The organism is Clostridium sp. 16K-1-R1, assembly GCF_023921145.1.
Classification (GTDB): Bacteria; Bacillota; Clostridia; order Clostridiales; family Clostridiaceae; genus Sarcina; species Sarcina perfringens.
Map to the genome: position 1 here is coordinate 1,619,612 of NZ_CP046515.1, position 18,787 is coordinate 1,638,398.

Here is an 18,787-nt window from a genome sequence, read left to right on the forward strand (position 1 = left end):
ACACTATAGATACCTTACTTTTTATTATTTTATATTTTTTCTTAAAAATCTTGGCATAACTCTTAAAAGTTTAGGTGAAATTTCTTCTATATCTTCCTTTTTAATTCCTCCTAGAATTATAATAGCATGAAGATACATAAATGCACCTATAGCTATAATTACTAGTAATATAGCTATGCCTAATATTAAACTTAACTTATCAAAATCTATAAATAAAGATATTACATATTTGCTAAGTATTATTCCTATACCCATGTATATTGATGCTAATAAAGGTTTTAATGCATACTTTAACATTGATATTTTCATCTTTAATGTTTTTTTCATTCTAAAGTGATTAAGTACTAAAGAAATTACGAAAGCCACCATTCCAGAAATTACAGCTCCATAAATATTTATATCTGGATTTGCAACTAAAGTCATATTTAATGTAAACTTCACTACAATACTAAGAGCTAAGGTAAATAATACATAGTAAAATTGACTTACACTTTGAAGTATTACATTTTGCATAAGAACTATTGCCGTTAATGGTATCATAGCGGCACCTATTACCATCATCTTATATCCATTTGAATCTGCAAAAATATATCTATATATATTTTCACTTAATAAAGCTAATCCAAAGGCTGATGGTATTGATAAAAGATATGTAACTCTCATAGAGAAATTAATCTTACTTTTTATCTCTTTTTTATCTTTTAAAGCATATGCTCTTGATATTGCAGGTAATGCCATGTATCCTAAAGAAGTTATAAATACCATTGGAACATTTATTAAAATCTTATATCTTGTTGAAAAATATCCATAAAGTGCATTAGCATCACTTTGAGAAAAGTTAGCTGCATCAACAAGTCTATTACTTACAGTTAACATATCTATTATATTTCCTAAGTTTTGAAGTCCAGTACTAAGAGTTATTGGCAATCCATATTTAAATAAGGTTCTTGCTATTTTTTTACCTGTAATTCTTCTAACTCCAGGCTCTTGTTTTCTCTTAGCCTCTTTTTCAACTCCATATATATTATATATGTATATTAAATATAATACCGCCATTAAGGCTCCAGCAGAAGATCCTACAGTTCCTCCTGCAACCCCTAAAGATACACTTTTCTTTATAAGGAAATATGCACATAATAAACTTAAAAATACATTGGCAACCTGTTCAATAACCGTTGCTATAGCTATTGGTGTAGCTTGAGATCTTCCTTGGAAATATCCTTTATAAGTAACTAAGACTGTTGTTATCATAATTGTTGGTGCTAAGAAAATTATTGGATAAACCATTTGTGGAGTCTGACTCATACTTGCTATAAAATTAGCACTTAACATTAAAACTATAGTAAATATTGTACCAACTACAAGTAAAAATGCTCTTGAAATCTTAAATGCTCTTAAGGCATCTTTGTAATTGCCAACTGCATCTAACTCTGAAACATATTTTGATATGGCCGTTTGTAAACCTACATTTGTTAAAGCATACACAAAAACAAATATATCATAGGTTTTGCCATATATACCCATACCAACACTTCCTACAATTCTAGTAAGAAAAGGTACATAAATTAAAGATAATAATTTAGCAACTATGCTTGCAATAGAAAGTATTGCAAAGCCTTTAGTTATAGACTGCTCTTTCATAAAAATCTCCTATCTTAAAAACTAAATCCTAAATTTAAATACATCCTTCTTTATCTTTTTAAACATTGGAGGTAATCCCTGAGCTATAGTTTTATTTTTTAAGTAATCAAACTTTTCAGGAACCTCTTTAAATGTAACTTTATAAGCATAAAGGAATTGATATGTTAATCCAAACTTATTTTCAAAGAAGGAATTCATTTTATTATCACCATATTTAAAGTCTCCAACAATAGGATTTCCTAAATGAGCTAAATGAGCTCTTAACTGATGACTTCTTCCAGTTATAAGTTCTATTTCTAATAATGAAAAGGCACCATTAGTTTGTAGAACATTAACATCCATTTTTATTTTCTTTGTATCTGGTCTTTCAGTATCATAAACTGTTGACTTATTTAATTCATCATCTTTTGATATATATGCTTCATATTTTCCAGGCTGTATTTTTCCTTTTACTAAAGCACAGTAATACTTCTTAACTTTTCTTTCTCTTATCATCTCGTTAAGTAATTTTAATCCTTCAAAATTCTTACCGAAAAATACTATTCCTGAAGTATTTCTATCTAATCTGTTACAAGATGCAGGAGTAAAAGTTAATTCATTTTCTGGAACATAATCTCCTTTTCTGAATAAGTATGATAATACATAGTCAGTTAAGGTTGGAGCTCCATTCTTTTTATCTGAATGAACTAATACTCCTGGCCATTTCTCAACTAAAAGCATATTTTCATCTTCATATACCACTTGAAGTGATCCTGAATCAACCATTTGGAAATTAGGCTTTTTCTTCTCCTTAGTTACTACACTTTGAAGATATCTTATCTCTATAACATCTCCGTCTAAAAGAGAATACTTTTCTTTTTGCTTCTTTCCATTTACTCTTATATCACCCTTTCTTAGGGCTTTAAATATTGCACTTAGAGGTACATCCTTTAAATATTTTCTTAAGAACTTATCTAATCTCTGTCCCGCTTCATTCGTACCTATCTCTATTTTCAAATTGCTTCACTCCTAATTTAAATCATTTTATAATTACTATTCTATAGATTAATATTAATTTACTCCCTTGTCAAATAATTTAATGCTGCTTTACATTGAATTGAAACTCCAATTGGTAATAAATTCTCGTCTATATCGAATCTACTATTATGAGCTGAATAAATAATATTTCTTTCCTCATTTCTAGCTCCTAAGAAATAAAAAGCTGAATCTCTTTCTAGGGCAAAATATGCAAAGCTTTCAACTCCAAGCTTTGGTGCTTCTTGTTCCTTAACATTTTGAGACCCAATAATTTCTTTTGCAGCTTCAGTTACTAAATCTACAACGGAGCTATTATTATAAAGACATGGATAGCTTTCTTCTATATCTATTTCACATTCACCTCTCATGGCTGTGCAAATAGATGTAGCTATTTCTCTTAGTCTTTCTTTAGCGTAAGCTCTATCTTCTAGGGTCATTGTTCTTATAACACCTTTTAATATAACCTCATCTGGTATTATATTCTGAGCAGTTCCTCCATTTATACTTCCTACTGTAACAACTGCTGGATTTACAGGCTTTATTTCTCTACTTACTATTGTTTGTAATCCTAAAACAACTTGAGAAGCCATAACTATAGGGTCTATAGCCGTGTGAGGATAAGCTCCATGTCCTCCTCTTCCTTTTATTTTTATTGTGAAAGGATTAGATGCTGCATTAACTACTCCTTTTTTTATCATTATTTCTCCGGCATCTAAAGTTTCTTCGACATGAAGGCCTATTATTTTTTCTACTCTAGGATTTTCTAAAACTCCTTCTTCTATCATTATAGGAGCTCCGCCTGTTGTCTCCTCTGCTGGTTCAAAGAGTAACTTAACAGTACCACTAAACTTATCTCTATGTCTACTTAATAATTTAGCTGCACCTAATAATATTGTTGTGTGGGCATCATGTCCACAAGCATGCATTCTTCCTTTAACCTTTGATGAATATGAACAAGTCTTTTTATCATCCATAGGAAGACCATCAATATCAGCTCTTAAAGCTATGCATCTATCTTTTTTAGAGTCATCCTTTAGTGTGCCCTTTATTATGCCACATACTCCTGTTTTAGCAGTTTCTATATATTCAATACCTTCATTAGTTAAAAATTCCTTTATTTTTCCTGAAGTTCTCCACTCTTCAAAACCTAATTCAGGATTTTCATGAAAATCTCTTCTTAAAGCTACAAGTAAGTCTTTTATTTCTTGAGCTTCATCCATTAAATTTATATTCATTTTTAACACCTACTTTTCATTTATAAATAATATATTATATATACTATTTATTTTATATATTTTTGATTATATATTACTATGTTTTTTTCTTCAATTATATTTTATACTCATTTACGAGTATATTATTTAAGTGTATATTGTTTAAAATTATAGTAACAAAGAAAATTTTTCTTTAAAACCTCTAATTTCCTTTGTTACTACACATTTAAACCTCACAAATTATTTTTTCTATTAAATTATTTTCAATCAAAGTTCTTAAAGAAAATTTTTTATTTTCTCCTTGAATAAATTTAATTAAAATAGTATCCTTCTCTATTTTTAAAATTTCACCTATGCCAAAATAATTATGTCTTATGGCATCTCCTTCCTTTAATCCATAATCAGTTATATTACATTGGCTATCTAGATTTGTATTATTTAAAAATATAGATGGATCCTTAAATTTACCTCTTACACTTTTAGGTGCATAAAGATATAAATTATTTATGGCTCTAGTTATACCCACATAAAAAAGTCTTCTCTCCTCTTCTAAATTTTCCATACTATTTTTATGTGGTATTGTTTCATCAACTATATTTACAATATGAACATCATTAAACTGCATTCCCTTTACCCCATGCATGGTGCTTAATATAACAGAGTCTATATTTCCTTTAGAATTTAAGTTTTCTAAATTTTCTTCAACACTTTCTATGTGAGAAAGAAAAGTGATTATAGATTTAAATTCTATAGCTGAACTTTTAAATTCTTCTACGATATCTAATAAATCCTCTTGATTTTGTTTAAATTTAGAGGAATACTCTCTTATATACTGACTATACTCTAAATCACTTAATATAAAATCAATAGCACTATTTAAGGAAATTTTATTTAAATAAGCTATGTCACTTTTTAGCTCCTCAAACTTTCTCATTTGAAATGGATGTACGCCTTCCACATTCATTAATATATCAAAAACATTTTCTTTCTTCTTAGAATTCATCACTCCATAAATAGCGCTTTTTGAAACATATCTAAAGGGTTTGTTTATTATTTTATTAAAATCTTCTTTATTAAATGGATCTATTGAGAGTCTCAAATACGCAATTAAATCTCTACATATAAAATGATTAAAGAAATTATACTCTTTATCTAAAAGCTTAAAGGGAATCTTTTTTCTAATAAAGGCATCAATAAAACTTCTACTCTCCATATTTGTTCTATACAAAATAGCAGTATCAGAATATTTATTACCTAATCTTTTGCTTTCTTCTATTTTTAAAGCAATTATATTTGCTTCCTCAGACTCATTAAAGGGCTTTTTAAGCTCTATTTTCCCTTGATTTTCATTAAAAGCTATTATTTCTTTTTGGTATCTCTCTTTATTATGCTTTATAACATCCTTAGATACCTCCACAATATTTTTTAAGCTTCTATAATTATATTTTAAATAAACCTTCTCACTACCTTCAAAGTTCTCCTCAAAGTTTATCATACATTTAGGAGTTGCTCCTCTAAAGGAATATATACTTTGGTCCTCATCTCCAACACAAAAAACTTCATTATTTATAAGTCTTAAAAATTCTAATTGAACTTCATCACAATCTTGAAACTCATCAACTAATATATATTTTATTAAATTTCTATAATATCCTAATATATGAGGATTTTCTTTTAAAAGAGTTACTGCTTTTATTTGTAAATCATCAAAATCTAAAAGTCCTCTCTCATTTTTAAAAGTTTCATATGCTTCATAGCATTTATCAAAAATATCATAAGTCATTGATATTTCTAAATCCTTAGAAGAAACTTTCTTTCTAGATATATTATTTAATACTTCTTTTATTTTTTCATCACTTACCTCTTCTATATAAGATGATAATACTTTCCTTATAATATTATAAGAATCCTTAGACTCTATAAGCCTTATTTCATCCTTATTTCTAAGTAAAATTTTATAAAAAAGTCCATGAAAGGTTCCAAAGAATGGAACAACGCCTTCCTTATGCATTTCTTTAAATCTACTTTTCATATTTTCTGCTGCCGCCTTAGTAAAAGTTATTACTATAACATGTATTCCTTTAACCTTTCTTTCTTCTAAAAGATATTTAATTCTATTTAATATTACTGTGGTCTTTCCTGCTCCTGGTGGAGCTATAACAAGGACACTTTTACTCCTTGCTCTTACAGCTTCATTTTGATATTTATCTAAATTAGACATTATAATTCTCCTAATGTTTAATAAAATTTATTTTAATTATTGACTAAAATTACTCTAGTAAACCATAATATTTATTAACATATATATTGTAATAATTCTAACTACTGGTTACAATAGTTATTGATAACTTATGAAAAGGAGATAATTTTTATATGGATTATAAGTTTGATGTAAAAAACCCTAGAAATCTTACAATGCTAGTTGATTTCTATGAACTTACTATGGCAAATGGATATTTTAAAAATGGCATAGAAAATAAAATTGCCTATTTTGATATGTATTTTAGAAGGGTACCTGATGGTGGCGGCTATTGTATAATGGCTGGTGTTGAGCAATTAATTGAATACCTATCAAATCTAAACTTTTCAGAAGATGATATAGCCTATTTAAAATCAAAGGAATTATTTTGTGATGAATTCTTAGACTTTTTAATAAATTTCAAGTTTACTTGTGATGTTTGGGCAATTCCAGAAGGAAATCCTGTCTTCCCAAATGAACCTTTAGTTATTGTTAAGGGTCCTGTAATACAAGCACAGTTTGTAGAAACTATGATACTTCTTACTATAAATCACCAAACACTTATAGCTACTAAGGCTAATAGAATATGTAGAGCAGCTAATGATAAGACTGTAATGGAATTTGGTTCTAGAAGAGCTCAAGGATATGATGGAGCTATTTATGGAGCAAGAGCTGCTGCCATAGGTGGTTGTGATTCTACAGCATGTACAATAGCTGATCAAATGTTTGATATACCTGCTATAGGAACTATGGCTCATAGTTGGATTCAACTTTTTGGAGACGAATATGAAGCCTTTAAGGCCTGGGCAGTGGCATATCCTGATAACTGTACATTATTAATAGATACTTATAACGTTTTAAAGTCTGGTGTTCCTAATGCTATTAAGGTATTTGATGAGGTTTTAAAACCTTTAGGAAAAAGGCCAAAAGGAATAAGAATAGATAGTGGTGATATAACTTATCTATCTAAAAAATGTAGACAGATGTTAGATGAAGCTGGATATCCAGATTGTAAAATAATAGTTTCAAATTCTCTAGATGAATATATAATAAGAGATGTATTAAGCCAAGGAGCTTCAATAGATGCCTTTGGAGTTGGAGAAAGACTTATAACAGCTAGATCAGAACCTGTTTTTGGTGGAGTTTATAAATTAGTTGCAGTAGAAGACGAAGAAGGTAATATAATTCCTAGAATAAAGATAAGTGAAAATGAAGAAAAAATAACAAACCCTGGATTTAAGAGAATAATAAGAATATTTGATAATAATACTCATACAGCCTTAGCTGATTTAATTCTTTTAAATGATGAAGAAATAGATACTACTAAACCATTAGAGATTTTTGATCCTATTCATGTTTGGAAAAGAAAAACATTAACTAATTATTACGTTAAAGATTTACTAGTTAAAATATTTGAATATGGAAAAGTATGCTACAAAAATCCAACAGTAATGGAAATTAGAGATTACGCTCAAAAAGAGTGTGAAAAACTTTGGCCAGAAATTTTAAGATTTGAAAATCCTCATACTTATTATGTGGATTTATCAAATGGTTTATGGAATTTAAAACATAATTTACTTCATAGATATTCTAGCATATATAAATAGCACTTATATTTTTAAAAAATAAGAGACGCTTCATTAATGTGAAGCGTCTCTTATTAATTTACTTGACTTAAAACTAGATTTGATTTTTCATAGTCATCCTCAAGTAAAAAACTTTTGTCTAAATACATAGAAAATACACACTCTTCTCCTGTGATTTTCTCATTCATTGGACATTCCTTATAACACTTAAATTTCTCCCTCTCATTTGACCAAAATGGACAATACGCCATATTATACTCTCAATCCCCTCTTAAATTAATTATAATATAGTCTTTAACCCTGAATTCTTTATAACTGTAATGTTTGTAAGCTCATTTTGGAAAGCTTTAAGTAAAGCCTTTTCTAAAACTTTTTCGTGATCAAAATTCTCAACGTTTTTACATACAGCAAAAACTTTGTTAGTCTCTCCCATAACATTTTTATAAGTTAATGTAACATTTGGTTTTTCATATAATACATCAACAATTTTTATACCCCATGATAAACAAGCAAAATCTCCATCTTTTTTTAAGAAGCTTAAATCTTTTAATTTTTTAGTTTCTTGATTAGGATCTGTAACAATAATTAATTCATCTCCAACTTTATACTTTGACATAATTAACCTCCTAAGTAATTTATTTATATAGTAAAGTTTACCACTCCTTTAACTTTAAGTAAAGTATTACAAGGTTCTATTTTTCTTTAATTTATTTACATATATTGCTTTTATTGTTTATTATGTATTGATTTTATTTGTAAAAATTTTATATTAATAATTTTTTTATTGAATTCCCCAAAAATTTTTTAAAAAATATAAGATTTTTATAACATATTAATATTAATTTTAATTTCTTTACTTGCAATTATCTTTTTATACAAGTAAAATAGTTAATAGCGTTTAAAAATATTTAAAATAAAATTCATTAAAATAAAAGTATTTTTAGATATATTAAAACTTTTAATACTTTTTATATAAAAAAAAGAACAGTAAAAACTGTTCTTAAAGGAAAATGAAATGAACATGGAAAAACTTTGTTAATTAATTAACAACCTTTAAATAAATTTTATCATAAAAAGGCTATTTTTACAAGTTTTTTTTATTAATTTTCTTAAATAATATTAAATAAAAATCAAGATTATTTCATGTGAAATAGTATTAAAAGATAATCTTTGACATATAATAATTATTATTATATAATATATTTAATTCTTATATATGATAGGGATGGTGGAAATGGACAATATAACTACTATTTTTAAAGAAAAAAAATTAAAACTAACTCCTCAAAGGATTGCTGTTTATAAATACTTAAAGGGTACGAAAGAACATCCGTCTGCTGAGACTATTTACAAGGCTTTACAGGAAGATTACCCTACAATGTCATTAGCTACAGTTTATAAAGCGTTAAAAACTCTTGTAGAAGTGGAATTAATACAAGAAATTAATGTTGGTGAAGGAAACTTTAGATATGATGGTAACTCAAATGATCACTGTCATGTTCAATGTTTAGCTTGTGGTAGAGTTGATGATCTTGAGAATTTAGATTATACTCATCTAAATGAAGAAGCCCAAAAACATTCAAACTATAGAATACTTTCAAACAAAATGTATTTCTATGGAATATGTGAAGAATGTCAAAATAAACATGAATAAAAAAGAGTGGTAATTTACCACTCTTTTTTATATTTAAATATTAATTTTTATAAAATCTATATTTTATAAAAATAAAATTATTTAGCTAATTCATATAAAGCTTTTGCATATATTTTGCTTATTAAAATTAAGTCATCTATTTTAATGTATTCATTTGGTTTATGAATAACATCTGGTTCTCCAGGGAATATTGGTCCAAATGCTACTATATTAGGCATTTCCTTAGCATATGTACCTCCTCCAATAGACATTAATTCTCCTTCTTTTCCAGTTTCCTCTTTATATACATTCTTTAAAGTCTTTATTAAAGGATGATCTGGAGAGAAATATAATGGTTTTTGATGTTCAAAGTTTTCTATTTCTATACCAGTACCTTTTATTCTTTCATTGAAAGGAGTCATCATATCATCTAAAGTCTTAGTTACAGGATATCTTAAGTTTAAAGTAAGTCTTCCTACTTTATCATTTAAATCAATTACTCCAACATTAAAGCTTAATTTTCCTGATGCTTCATCTTGTAATAAGATTCCAAATTTTTCTCCATAGACATCTTCACCTATGTTATCATTTAAGAATTTAACGAAAGCTTTTATATCTTCTTGTGCTAAATTTAATTCTGCTAAAATTTTAATAGTTTGCATTATAGCGTTTCTACCCTTTTCTGGAGTACTACCATGAGCTGAAACACCAAATACTTTTAACTCTATTTCATCATTTTTATGTGATACTTCAAATTTTATATTATTTTCCTTAGCAAATTTTGATATTTCTTCACAAACCTTATTTGCTTCCTTAGTTTTTAATTTTGTTTCACAAAGACTAGCAACTACATTTGATGCTATTCCACCCTTTATACTCTCAACTAATACATCTCCATCAGTTGTTTTTTCTCCAAAAGTTTTAACAATGTCAAAAATAGTGATACCCTTTTCTCCATTTATTATAGGGAATTCTGCGTCAGGAGTAAATCCTGATACTGGAGCCTTTTCATGTTCTAAATAATATTCTATATCCTTGCTTCCAGTTTCTTCATTAGTACCAAATATTATTCTTATTTTCTTTGATAAAGGTAATCCTAATTCTTTTATAGCTTTTAATCCATATAATGATGCCATTATTGGACCTTTGTCATCAGTTGTACCTCTTCCATATATTTTTCCATCATGTATTTCTGCACCATATGCTGGGTAAATCCAATCATCACCTTCTGGAACAACATCTAAGTGTCCTAAAGCTGCTACATACTCTTCTCCATCACCATATTCAGCATACCCTACATGTCCATCTAAATTAACTACTTTAAACCCTAATTTTTTTGAAATTTCTAAGGCGCATTCTAAAGATTTAGAAACTCCTTCCCCAAAAGGCATACCCTCTTTTGGTTCATCCTCAACACTTTTGATTCTAATAATATTTTGTACTGACTCAATTAAATCATCTTTCATTTCATCAATTTTGCTACTTATTAAATTCATTTTTGACACTTCCTCTCATCAACTTTAAGTTAACAAAATATTAATATATATTATTAATATTTTACCACATTTCAACAAAATTTTCTAATCTATTTTATTAAAATGATGAATTAAGAAGTTAAGATATAAACTTTACATACTTAATAATAAAAATAGCAAGCCATTTATATATGACTTGCTATTTTTATTTAAGCAATTACTTCTTTTCTACTCTTTGCTGATTCAAATTTAGTGATTATTAAGTTTAAAATAACACCTATTAAAGCTGCTAAGCTTAAGCCTGATATGCTTACAGCTTCACTTATTTCAATTCCTATAGGCTCTGACATAAATAAGCCTGATAAACCTACAAAAATTATTGATCCCATTAATATTAGGTTAGTTTTATTTAATTTAACCCCTTCATTTTTTATAGTTTTAACTCCCACTAAAGCAATCATTGAGAATAGCATTAAGCTTATTCCTCCCATTACTGATTGTGGAATTGTTCTTATAACCGCTCCAAACTTAGCTATAAAGCTTAGTATTATGGCAAAAACAGCTGTTAATCTTAAAATTGATGGATTATAATTTTTAGTTATAGCTAAAACTCCTGTATTTTCACCGTAAGTAGTATTAGCTGGTCCCCCTAATAAAGATGCAACTAAAGTTGCCAATCCATCTCCTAATACTGTTCTATTTAGTCCTGGATCTTCTATAAAGTTTTTACCTACAACTTGTCCATTAGTAGTTATATCTCCTATATGCTCCATTGATACAGCTAAAATAACTGGTAAAGTTATCATTATTGCTCCAAAATCAAATTTTGGCAATGTAAAGTTTGGTACTGCAACCATTGTACTTTGTTGAATTAAACTTGTATCAACTTGTCCTAAAATTAAACTTAAAGTATATCCTACACAAACTGCTGTTATTATTGCTAACTGTGAAAAAAATCCCTTTCCAAACTTACTTATTATTAATGCTAATCCTAATGTAGTACAAGCTATTAAAACTGAAGTCATAGCTCCTGTTTCTCCAGCTATTAAAGATTTTACCCCAGCCATTTCTAAGGCATTAGGTATAAGATTTAACCCTATAACCATTATCATTGGGCCAACTACCCTTGCAGGTAAAAATCTTTTTATTTTATCTACACCTATTTTCTTTATTCCAAAAGAAATTAATACATAAGCTAATCCTGCAAAGAATATACCTCCTTGTGCATATCTTAAATCTCCATATTTAGATGCAATTACTTGTATTACAGGTATAAATGCAAAGGATGATCCTAAAAATACTGGAACTTTTCCTTTAGTACATAAGTGGAATATTAAAGTACCTATCCCTGCTGTGAATAAAGCTACTGATGGATCTAAGCCTGTTACTAGTGGTACTAGTATTGTAGCTCCAAACATAGCAACTAAATGTTGTAATCCTAAAATTCCATTTTTAAAGTAAGAGAAAATTCCTAATGTTTTAATACTTCCTTGCTCTTTGCTTATTAATTGTTGTGCCATAATTTAAGCCTCCTTATTTTTTCTTAAGGAGAAAGCTCTGCTTCTCCTTTTTTCAGCCTCACGGGACTGATTTAAAAAGGTAAAAATAAAACTTCTTACCAAAGAGATTACAGGCAAGAAGTTAATTCTTTAAACTAAATAAAATTTTTATTTATAATCTAAATAATTAATTCTTGTAGCCTCTCTGGACTATCTTTAAAGAATAGTTTTATTTTATTAGATTATATTTAAATTAATATTATTTTTCAATATATAATTTAGCTTTTTACATTTTATTAATATAATTAATACTTAGTTAATTTGCTCCAAATTTCAGGATGAACTTTTTTAATGTTTATAATTTTAAAAGTTTTACTATCTACAAAAGTTTGTAAAGTTCTGCCTGTAGCTACAAGCTTATTATGATTTTCTCTTTTTACTGTGTATTTTAATGAAACCTTAATAGGTGTTATTTCATCATACTCAGTTTCTATTATTAAGTTATCTCCATATCTTGCTGCATCTATATATTTACATTGAGTCTCTACTAAAGGCATCATAATCCCGTGGTCTTCCATTTCCTTATATGTAATTCCAAATTGTTCTATAAAATCTTCTCTTGCAACTTCAAAATATATATAATAATTGGCATGATGTGCAACCTGCATTGCATCTGTTTCAGCATATCTTACTTTAATTTTGCTTATACTTTTCATATAAAATACTCCTTATAAAAAAACTTATTTTCATATTGTAATTTTATATTATTTTATTTTGATTTTCAAACCTTTTATAACTTTACATTTTTATTTATATCTAACTAAAATCAACACTAACTTTAAATAATTCCATGTTTATATAATAAAAACTCTGCCTTAAGTTATAAGCTTAAAACAGAGTCATTATCTAAAATAAAAAGTTTATTGTTATATGTCCTTTTGAATTTTCTCCTATTTCACATTCAACACCAAAAACATCTTTTATATTTTTAGGAGTTAAAACTTCTTTTGTTTCTCCTCCATAAACTACTTTTCCTTTATCAATCATATATACTTTATTACAGTAAGCTGAAACTAAATTCATATCATGAAGTGCAGCTAATACCGTTATATTTAACTCTTTAACTATATTCATTATTTCTATTTGATACTTAATATCTAAATGATTTGTAGGTTCATCTAATAAAAGAATTTCTGTTTTTTGTGCTAAGGCTCTTGCTAATAATACCCTTTGTTTTTCTCCTCCTGAAAGATTCAGAAAATCTCTATCCTTATATTCAAGCATATTAACCTTTTCTAAAGCCTCTCTTACTATGTCATAATCTTCTTTATTGTCTAATTGAAAAGTTCTTTTATATGGATTTCTTCCCATAAGAACAATATCTTTAACCTTAAAGCTAAAATTATATTGATTAAATTGGCTTACTACTGCTAATTCTCTTGCCATTGACTTTATGCTAATACTGTCTATTTCTTTACCATTTATGTATATTGCCCCACATTTTTTATCAATTAACTTATATATAGTTTTTAATATGGTTGATTTTCCGCTTCCATTTGGCCCTATAAGCCCAACAAAATCACCCTTATTAACATGAAATGAAACTCCCTTTATAATTTCACTCTTGTTTATAGAAACTTCTAACTCTTCTAATCTTATCATAATCCTTACTCCTTTTCTCTAGTTCCTTTTACCATAAGCCATAATAAGAAAGGGGCTCCTATTACAGAGGTAATTATTCCTATAGGAAGTTCCATATTAGTAATAGCACATCTAGCAATTACATCTGCCCATATAAGAAATATAGCTCCAACTAAAGCACTAAAAGGTAGTAAAGTTTTATGATCCGTTCCAAATATAAGTCTTACAATGTGTGGAATCATAATTCCAACAAAGCCTATAGTTCCACATACTGATACAATAACTCCAGTTATTAAAGATGAAAGTATCATATATATTTTTCTATGCTTTTCAATATTTAACCCTAAGGTAATAGATGTTTCATCTCCTAATACCATTAAGTTTAAATTTCTATATTGAGTAAAGAAGTATATTAGTGGTATAACTGATATTGCTATGGGAAGAACTATATTACTCCATTCCGCTCCAGCCAAACTTCCCATCATCCAAAAGTTAACTGTTCTTATGCCTTCGTTATCCTTTGATAAAAATATTATTAAGCTTGTAAGTGATGAACATATAGAACTTATAACCATACCAGCTAATATCATCTTAAAAGGAGTTATACGCCCACCTATTTTCGCTAAAAAGTACACAAATATAGATGCAATTAAAGCTCCTAAAAATGCTCCTAAGGGTGCTCCAAAGCTTGATAACACTCCTGAAAATCCTATTAATATTGAAAATGTAGCACCTAAGGATGCTCCAGATGACAATCCTAGTATGTAAGGATCACCTAAAGGGTTTTGTATAGTAGCTTGCATAATTACACCAACCATAGCTAAGGCCATACCTGCAAAAGCTCCTAAAAGCACCCTAGGCATTCTCACTCCCCATATTATATCAAATAAAGTACTATTTAATATTTCATCTAAATTTCCAATCTTAATTCCAAAAACCTTATATAAAAACACTCTATAAACATCATAAGGTGGAATATCAACAGCTCCAAAAGATATTCCTAATATTATAGATGATATAAAAAGTAAAATTAACAAAACTGCAATGAAAACTTTTTTGTCTTTTCTCCAACTTAAATTAAACAACCTTATTTATCTCTCCCTAAAATATATTATTAAACTCTAAGAAACTATTTTTAAGCTTAGTTCCTTAGAGTTTATATTTTACTTAATTTATTTTAATAAGTCTGGGTATAATCCCTTTGCTATTCTTTCTATTCCCTCTACAGTTCTTGCACCACCTGCATATGTTTCTGAAAGAGGAGTATATATTATTTTATTTTCTTTTATTGCAGTTACATTTTTTAAAGCTGGATTTTCTAATAATGCTTTTTCTTCTTTGTTATCTTTATTTTGATTTAAGTAATGTATAAGAACTATAGCATCTGGGTTCATTTCTATTATATTCTCAACTCCAACACTACCTGATTCCTTTGCCACATTAGTACCACCAGCTTTTGAAACCATATCTGAAACTAAGGTTTTAGGTCCATAAACTCTATATTTATTTTCTCCTTCACCTTCTATTACTAAAACTTTCATAGGTTCTTTAACTGATTTTATCTTTTCAGAAATATTATTTATTCTTTCTTTCATATCATCAACATATTTAGTTGATTTTTCTTCTATATTAAATATCTTACCTATATCATTTATATCATAATAAACATCATCTAAAGTCTGCTCTTTTGAAATACCAGAGTTTCTTTGAATAAAGGTTTTAACCCCTTTTTCATTCCATGATTCTACAGAACCTAGATTTTTATCTGAAAATACACTTTTCCATCCCATTATTAAATCTGGATTTAAAGCTAAAACAGCTTCCTTACTTGGATATGTTTCTGATAGAACATTTATATTTTTATACTTATCTTCTAATCTTGGAAGTATAGGACTATCCATAAATGATGTTCCAACTAAGGAATCCTGTAAATCTAAATCAAGCATTATTTCTGTAGTAGTTTGATTTGTACTAATAACCCTCTTAGGTTTACTTTCAAAAGTTTCCTGAAATTCCTTTCCACTTTGATCATATGTACTTATTGTTACTGGGTAACCTTCCTCAGTGTTTTTTGAAGCTGTACTTTCCTTTGAACTTCCAGTACATCCTGCTAAAGCTAAGGAAAATACTAACCCTATAGTAGCTAAACCTAAAATTCTTTTTCTTCTCATTTTATCCCCCTGTTATTTCAAAATATTTTTAATGTATTTTACTGTTTCATCTATATCAGAAAAACATCTACCATAATCCACCTTAGGCTTTTCAACTATTATTAATTTAATATTTGAATCTAGTGTAGCCTTTGCTTTTTCTAAAGCTCCTCCTCTTTCACCACTATCTTTAGTTAAAAGAGCCTTTGCCTTGTATTCATCTATAAAAGCCTTATTAAGTTCATAGCCAATAGGGCCTTTTATAGCAATTATATCTTCTATCTTAACCCCTAAATCTATAAGATCATTCATAACCTTTTTTGAAGGTAATACTCTATGAATAACTCTATTTTCAAGAGAAGATTCTAATATCTGCTTTACTCCATTACTTCCTGTGGTATTTAAAATTGGTCCATTAATAGTAGAGTCTAATTCTTTAAGCTTGTCTAATCCACTTATTCTAATAATATTAGGATTGTCTAACTCTTTTAGTACACCATTTCTTTCATATCTTATGTATTCTATGTTTAATTTCTTACATACTTTTATTGTGTTTTCACTAACATTCTTTGCATAAGGATGAGAAGCATCAACTATTCCTTTTAAATTAAATTCTTTAGCAAAATTTAAAAGTCCTTCTTCATCTAAAGGTTTTGTATTCATAAATGCAACAGGGAATTCTTTTAAAAGTTCCCCACCATATTCTGTAGCTGTAGATATAACTATTTTATCTTCAAATCCCTTAAGATTTTGTAAAAACTCTCTTCCTTCTGAAGTTCCTAATATAAGTGCAATCACATTCTCACCCCATTAGTTTTATTTTTTTATTTTATATCCTCTTGGAGTTACAAAATATCCATCTTTAATATAACTTTTTGAGTTTCCTATGATTACTATTGAGAACATATCAACTACTTCATCATTAAAGTCTTTTAAAGTAAATATTTCTTTACTTTCTCCTTCTCTTAAAGCATTTCTAACAACTGCTATAGGAGTTTCCTCTCCTCTAAATTCCTTAATTATATCAACACACTCTCTTAAATAGTGTGGTCTTCCCTTACTCTTTGGATTGTAAAGAGAAATTACGAAATCTCCCTCTGCTGCAAAACGAACTCTTTTCTTTATATCTTCATAAGGAGTCATTAAATCACTTAAACTTATGTTACAGTTATCATGCATTAAAGGAGCACCTAAAACTGATCCTGCTGCACTAGATGCTGTAATACCAGGTATTATTTCAACATTTTCATCTTTTCTCATCTCTAAGATAAGTCCAGCCATACCATAAATTCCTGAATCTCCAGTACTTATTAAAGCAACTTTTTTATCTTTGCTAAGTTCTAAGGCTTCTCTGCATCTTTCCTCTTCTCCACGCATACCAGTTTTAAAGATTTCCTTATCTTTTATTAAGTCTTTAACCATTTCTATATATTTAGTGTAACCAACTATTATATCAGATTCTTCAATAGCTTTAACTGCTCTTAAAGTCATTTCATCTAATCCACCTGGTCCAATTCCAATTACATATAATTTTCCCATTATTATTCCTCCTTATTATGTGGCTTAAGTTGTAAAGTATTATGGTTATAAGCTTATTAAAGCTTTTACTTTTCTACTATACTTTTAAAGAATTTCTAAGGCATTTATCTTAATAGAGTTTTTTCTACCTTTATAAAGCTTACTTCCCTTTACTTTACCTTTTAAGCTCTCCAATAGTTAACGTCATTCCATTTTTCTTTAGTTTATTTACTATAATATTTCCATTCATTAAAAGAACTGCTGGCTCTGATACAGCTCTTACTCCAACAGATTTTTCTACAAAATCACTGCCTTCAAATTCATCTTGAACACTCTTAATCTCATCCTTAGAAAATGTTTCAAAAGGACAATTTAAATATTCACTTAAATCTAAAATAGCCTTTTCCTCTTTTTTCAAATCTATTGATCCTATTTTTAAGACAGCTCTCTTATCAATATTTAAATCCTTAAGTGAATATTTAACAAAATCTATTAACTCTTGTGAAGGCACTCCTTTTCTACAACCTACTCCAAGTAATATATTTTTTCTTATTAATCTTAAAACTCCCTTAAGATTTTCCTCTTCACTTTTTTCCTTATTAGTTATCCAAAGAGTATTGTCTTTTAATAAATATGTACTTTCATAACCTAAAGGCAATTTAATTAAATTATTATCATCTAAAAAATAAACTTTTTTATTGTTTACTAACCTTGAAGCCATGTCTTTAGCCTTTTTTAAATCTTCTATAATAAGATTATTACTTTTAGCAACCATGTCTGGTGCAACTTTATTTTGGTTATCTGTGGCAGTTGTTATAACTGGAATATTATTTAAAACTTTGCTTACTTCTAAAGTTAATTCATTGGCTCCACCAATGTGTCCTCCTGCTAAACTTATAGTAAACTTATTGTTTACATCAACCACAACAATCCCTGGATCCTTATCTTTTTTTACTATAAAAGGAGTTATAGCCCTAACTGCAATTCCTGTTGAACTTATAAAAATAATATTCTTACAAGTTTCAAACATTTCCTGTGTGGCTCCTTTTAAAGAAAAATCTTCACATTTACTTTTATAAATTCCTTTGAAACTAATATTATTTTCTTCAAAAAAATCCTTAAGCTTATCCCCTATAAAGTCTCCCTTTTCAGTAACACTTATTATTCCAATCAT

The 18,787-nt window shown here is 28.0% G+C and carries 17 protein-coding genes; 2 read left to right on the forward strand and 15 right to left on the reverse strand.

Annotation, left to right across the window (positions count from 1 at the left end):
* Positions 1–24: 24 nt before the first annotated feature.
* The 4 genes from GOM42_RS07125 to GOM42_RS07140 all read right to left on the reverse strand — a co-directional run bounded on the left by GOM42_RS07125 (position 25) and on the right by GOM42_RS07140 (position 6,093).
* A complete protein-coding gene (locus GOM42_RS07125; RefSeq protein ID WP_003456652.1) occupies positions 25–1,641 on the reverse strand; it encodes a polysaccharide biosynthesis protein in 1,617 nt (538 codons plus the stop codon).
* A 21-nt stretch (positions 1,642–1,662) separates the two neighbouring features.
* Complete coding sequence (locus tag GOM42_RS07130) at positions 1,663–2,637, reverse strand: RluA family pseudouridine synthase (RefSeq protein WP_049039428.1); 975 nt, start codon at positions 2,635–2,637, stop codon at positions 1,663–1,665.
* Between the two features lie 59 nt (positions 2,638–2,696).
* Positions 2,697–3,893, reverse strand: coding sequence for a M20 family metallopeptidase (locus GOM42_RS07135; protein ID WP_057231438.1), 1,197 nt, complete (start codon positions 3,891–3,893; stop codon positions 2,697–2,699).
* 205 nt (positions 3,894–4,098) lie between these two features.
* Positions 4,099–6,093 carry an ATP-dependent helicase gene (locus tag GOM42_RS07140; protein ID WP_096071546.1) on the reverse strand — a complete coding sequence of 665 codons (1,995 nt, stop codon included), beginning with the start codon at positions 6,091–6,093 and terminating at the stop codon, positions 4,099–4,101.
* A 152-nt stretch (positions 6,094–6,245) separates the two neighbouring features.
* Here GOM42_RS07140 and GOM42_RS07145 point away from each other — a divergent pair, with 152 nt between their 5' ends.
* Entirely contained in the window at positions 6,246–7,718 is a 1,473-nt protein-coding gene (locus GOM42_RS07145; RefSeq protein WP_003456574.1) for a nicotinate phosphoribosyltransferase, read from the forward strand.
* Positions 7,719–7,771: 53 nt separating this feature from the next.
* On the opposite strand, the gene GOM42_RS07150 is transcribed toward GOM42_RS07145, so the two are convergent.
* Complete coding sequence (locus GOM42_RS07150; RefSeq protein ID WP_003477834.1) at positions 7,772–7,948, reverse strand: hypothetical protein; 177 nt, start codon at positions 7,946–7,948, stop codon at positions 7,772–7,774.
* A gap of 29 nt (positions 7,949–7,977) precedes the next feature.
* The gene (locus GOM42_RS07155) at positions 7,978–8,313 is read right to left on the reverse strand and encodes a hypothetical protein (RefSeq protein WP_003452838.1); all 336 of its coding nucleotides are present in this window, start codon (positions 8,311–8,313) and stop codon (positions 7,978–7,980) included.
* 618 nt (positions 8,314–8,931) lie between these two features.
* Here GOM42_RS07155 and GOM42_RS07160 point away from each other — a divergent pair.
* Entirely contained in the window at positions 8,932–9,351 is a 420-nt protein-coding gene (locus GOM42_RS07160) for a Fur family transcriptional regulator (protein WP_003456471.1), read from the forward strand.
* Positions 9,352–9,428: 77 nt separating this feature from the next.
* Here GOM42_RS07160 and pepV read toward each other — a convergent pair whose 3' ends face one another.
* From pepV to cbiG, 9 genes are all read right to left on the reverse strand, one after another.
* The gene (gene pepV, locus GOM42_RS07165) at positions 9,429–10,826 is read right to left on the reverse strand and encodes a dipeptidase PepV (protein WP_003456485.1); all 1,398 of its coding nucleotides are present in this window, start codon (positions 10,824–10,826) and stop codon (positions 9,429–9,431) included.
* A gap of 188 nt (positions 10,827–11,014) precedes the next feature.
* Positions 11,015–12,325: a uracil-xanthine permease family protein gene (locus tag GOM42_RS07170; RefSeq protein WP_003477835.1), complete on the reverse strand. Its 1,311-nt coding sequence runs from the start codon at positions 12,323–12,325 to the stop codon at positions 11,015–11,017.
* Between the two features lie 284 nt (positions 12,326–12,609).
* Positions 12,610–13,020 carry a thioesterase family protein gene (locus GOM42_RS07175; RefSeq protein ID WP_110077450.1) on the reverse strand — a complete coding sequence of 137 codons (411 nt, stop codon included), beginning with the start codon at positions 13,018–13,020 and terminating at the stop codon, positions 12,610–12,612.
* A gap of 190 nt (positions 13,021–13,210) precedes the next feature.
* Complete coding sequence (locus GOM42_RS07180; protein WP_003456463.1) at positions 13,211–13,966, reverse strand: ABC transporter ATP-binding protein; 756 nt, start codon at positions 13,964–13,966, stop codon at positions 13,211–13,213.
* Positions 13,967–13,971: 5 nt separating this feature from the next.
* Positions 13,972–15,030 (reverse strand): iron ABC transporter permease, encoded by a 1,059-nt coding sequence (locus GOM42_RS07185; RefSeq protein ID WP_003456533.1) that lies wholly within the window; start codon positions 15,028–15,030, stop codon positions 13,972–13,974.
* A gap of 87 nt (positions 15,031–15,117) precedes the next feature.
* On the reverse strand, positions 15,118–16,116 hold the full coding sequence (locus tag GOM42_RS07190) for an ABC transporter substrate-binding protein (RefSeq protein WP_003456650.1): 999 nt from the start codon (positions 16,114–16,116) through the stop codon (positions 15,118–15,120).
* Between the two features lie 12 nt (positions 16,117–16,128).
* Positions 16,129–16,893, reverse strand: coding sequence for a cobalt-precorrin-6A reductase (locus tag GOM42_RS07195; RefSeq protein ID WP_003456657.1), 765 nt, complete (start codon positions 16,891–16,893; stop codon positions 16,129–16,131).
* Positions 16,894–16,911: 18 nt separating this feature from the next.
* Positions 16,912–17,634: a precorrin-3B C(17)-methyltransferase gene (cobJ, locus tag GOM42_RS07200; protein WP_003477836.1), complete on the reverse strand. Its 723-nt coding sequence runs from the start codon at positions 17,632–17,634 to the stop codon at positions 16,912–16,914.
* Between the two features lie 154 nt (positions 17,635–17,788).
* Positions 17,789–18,787 carry a cobalt-precorrin 5A hydrolase gene (cbiG, locus tag GOM42_RS07205; protein WP_003456627.1) on the reverse strand — a complete coding sequence of 333 codons (999 nt, stop codon included), beginning with the start codon at positions 18,785–18,787 and terminating at the stop codon, positions 17,789–17,791.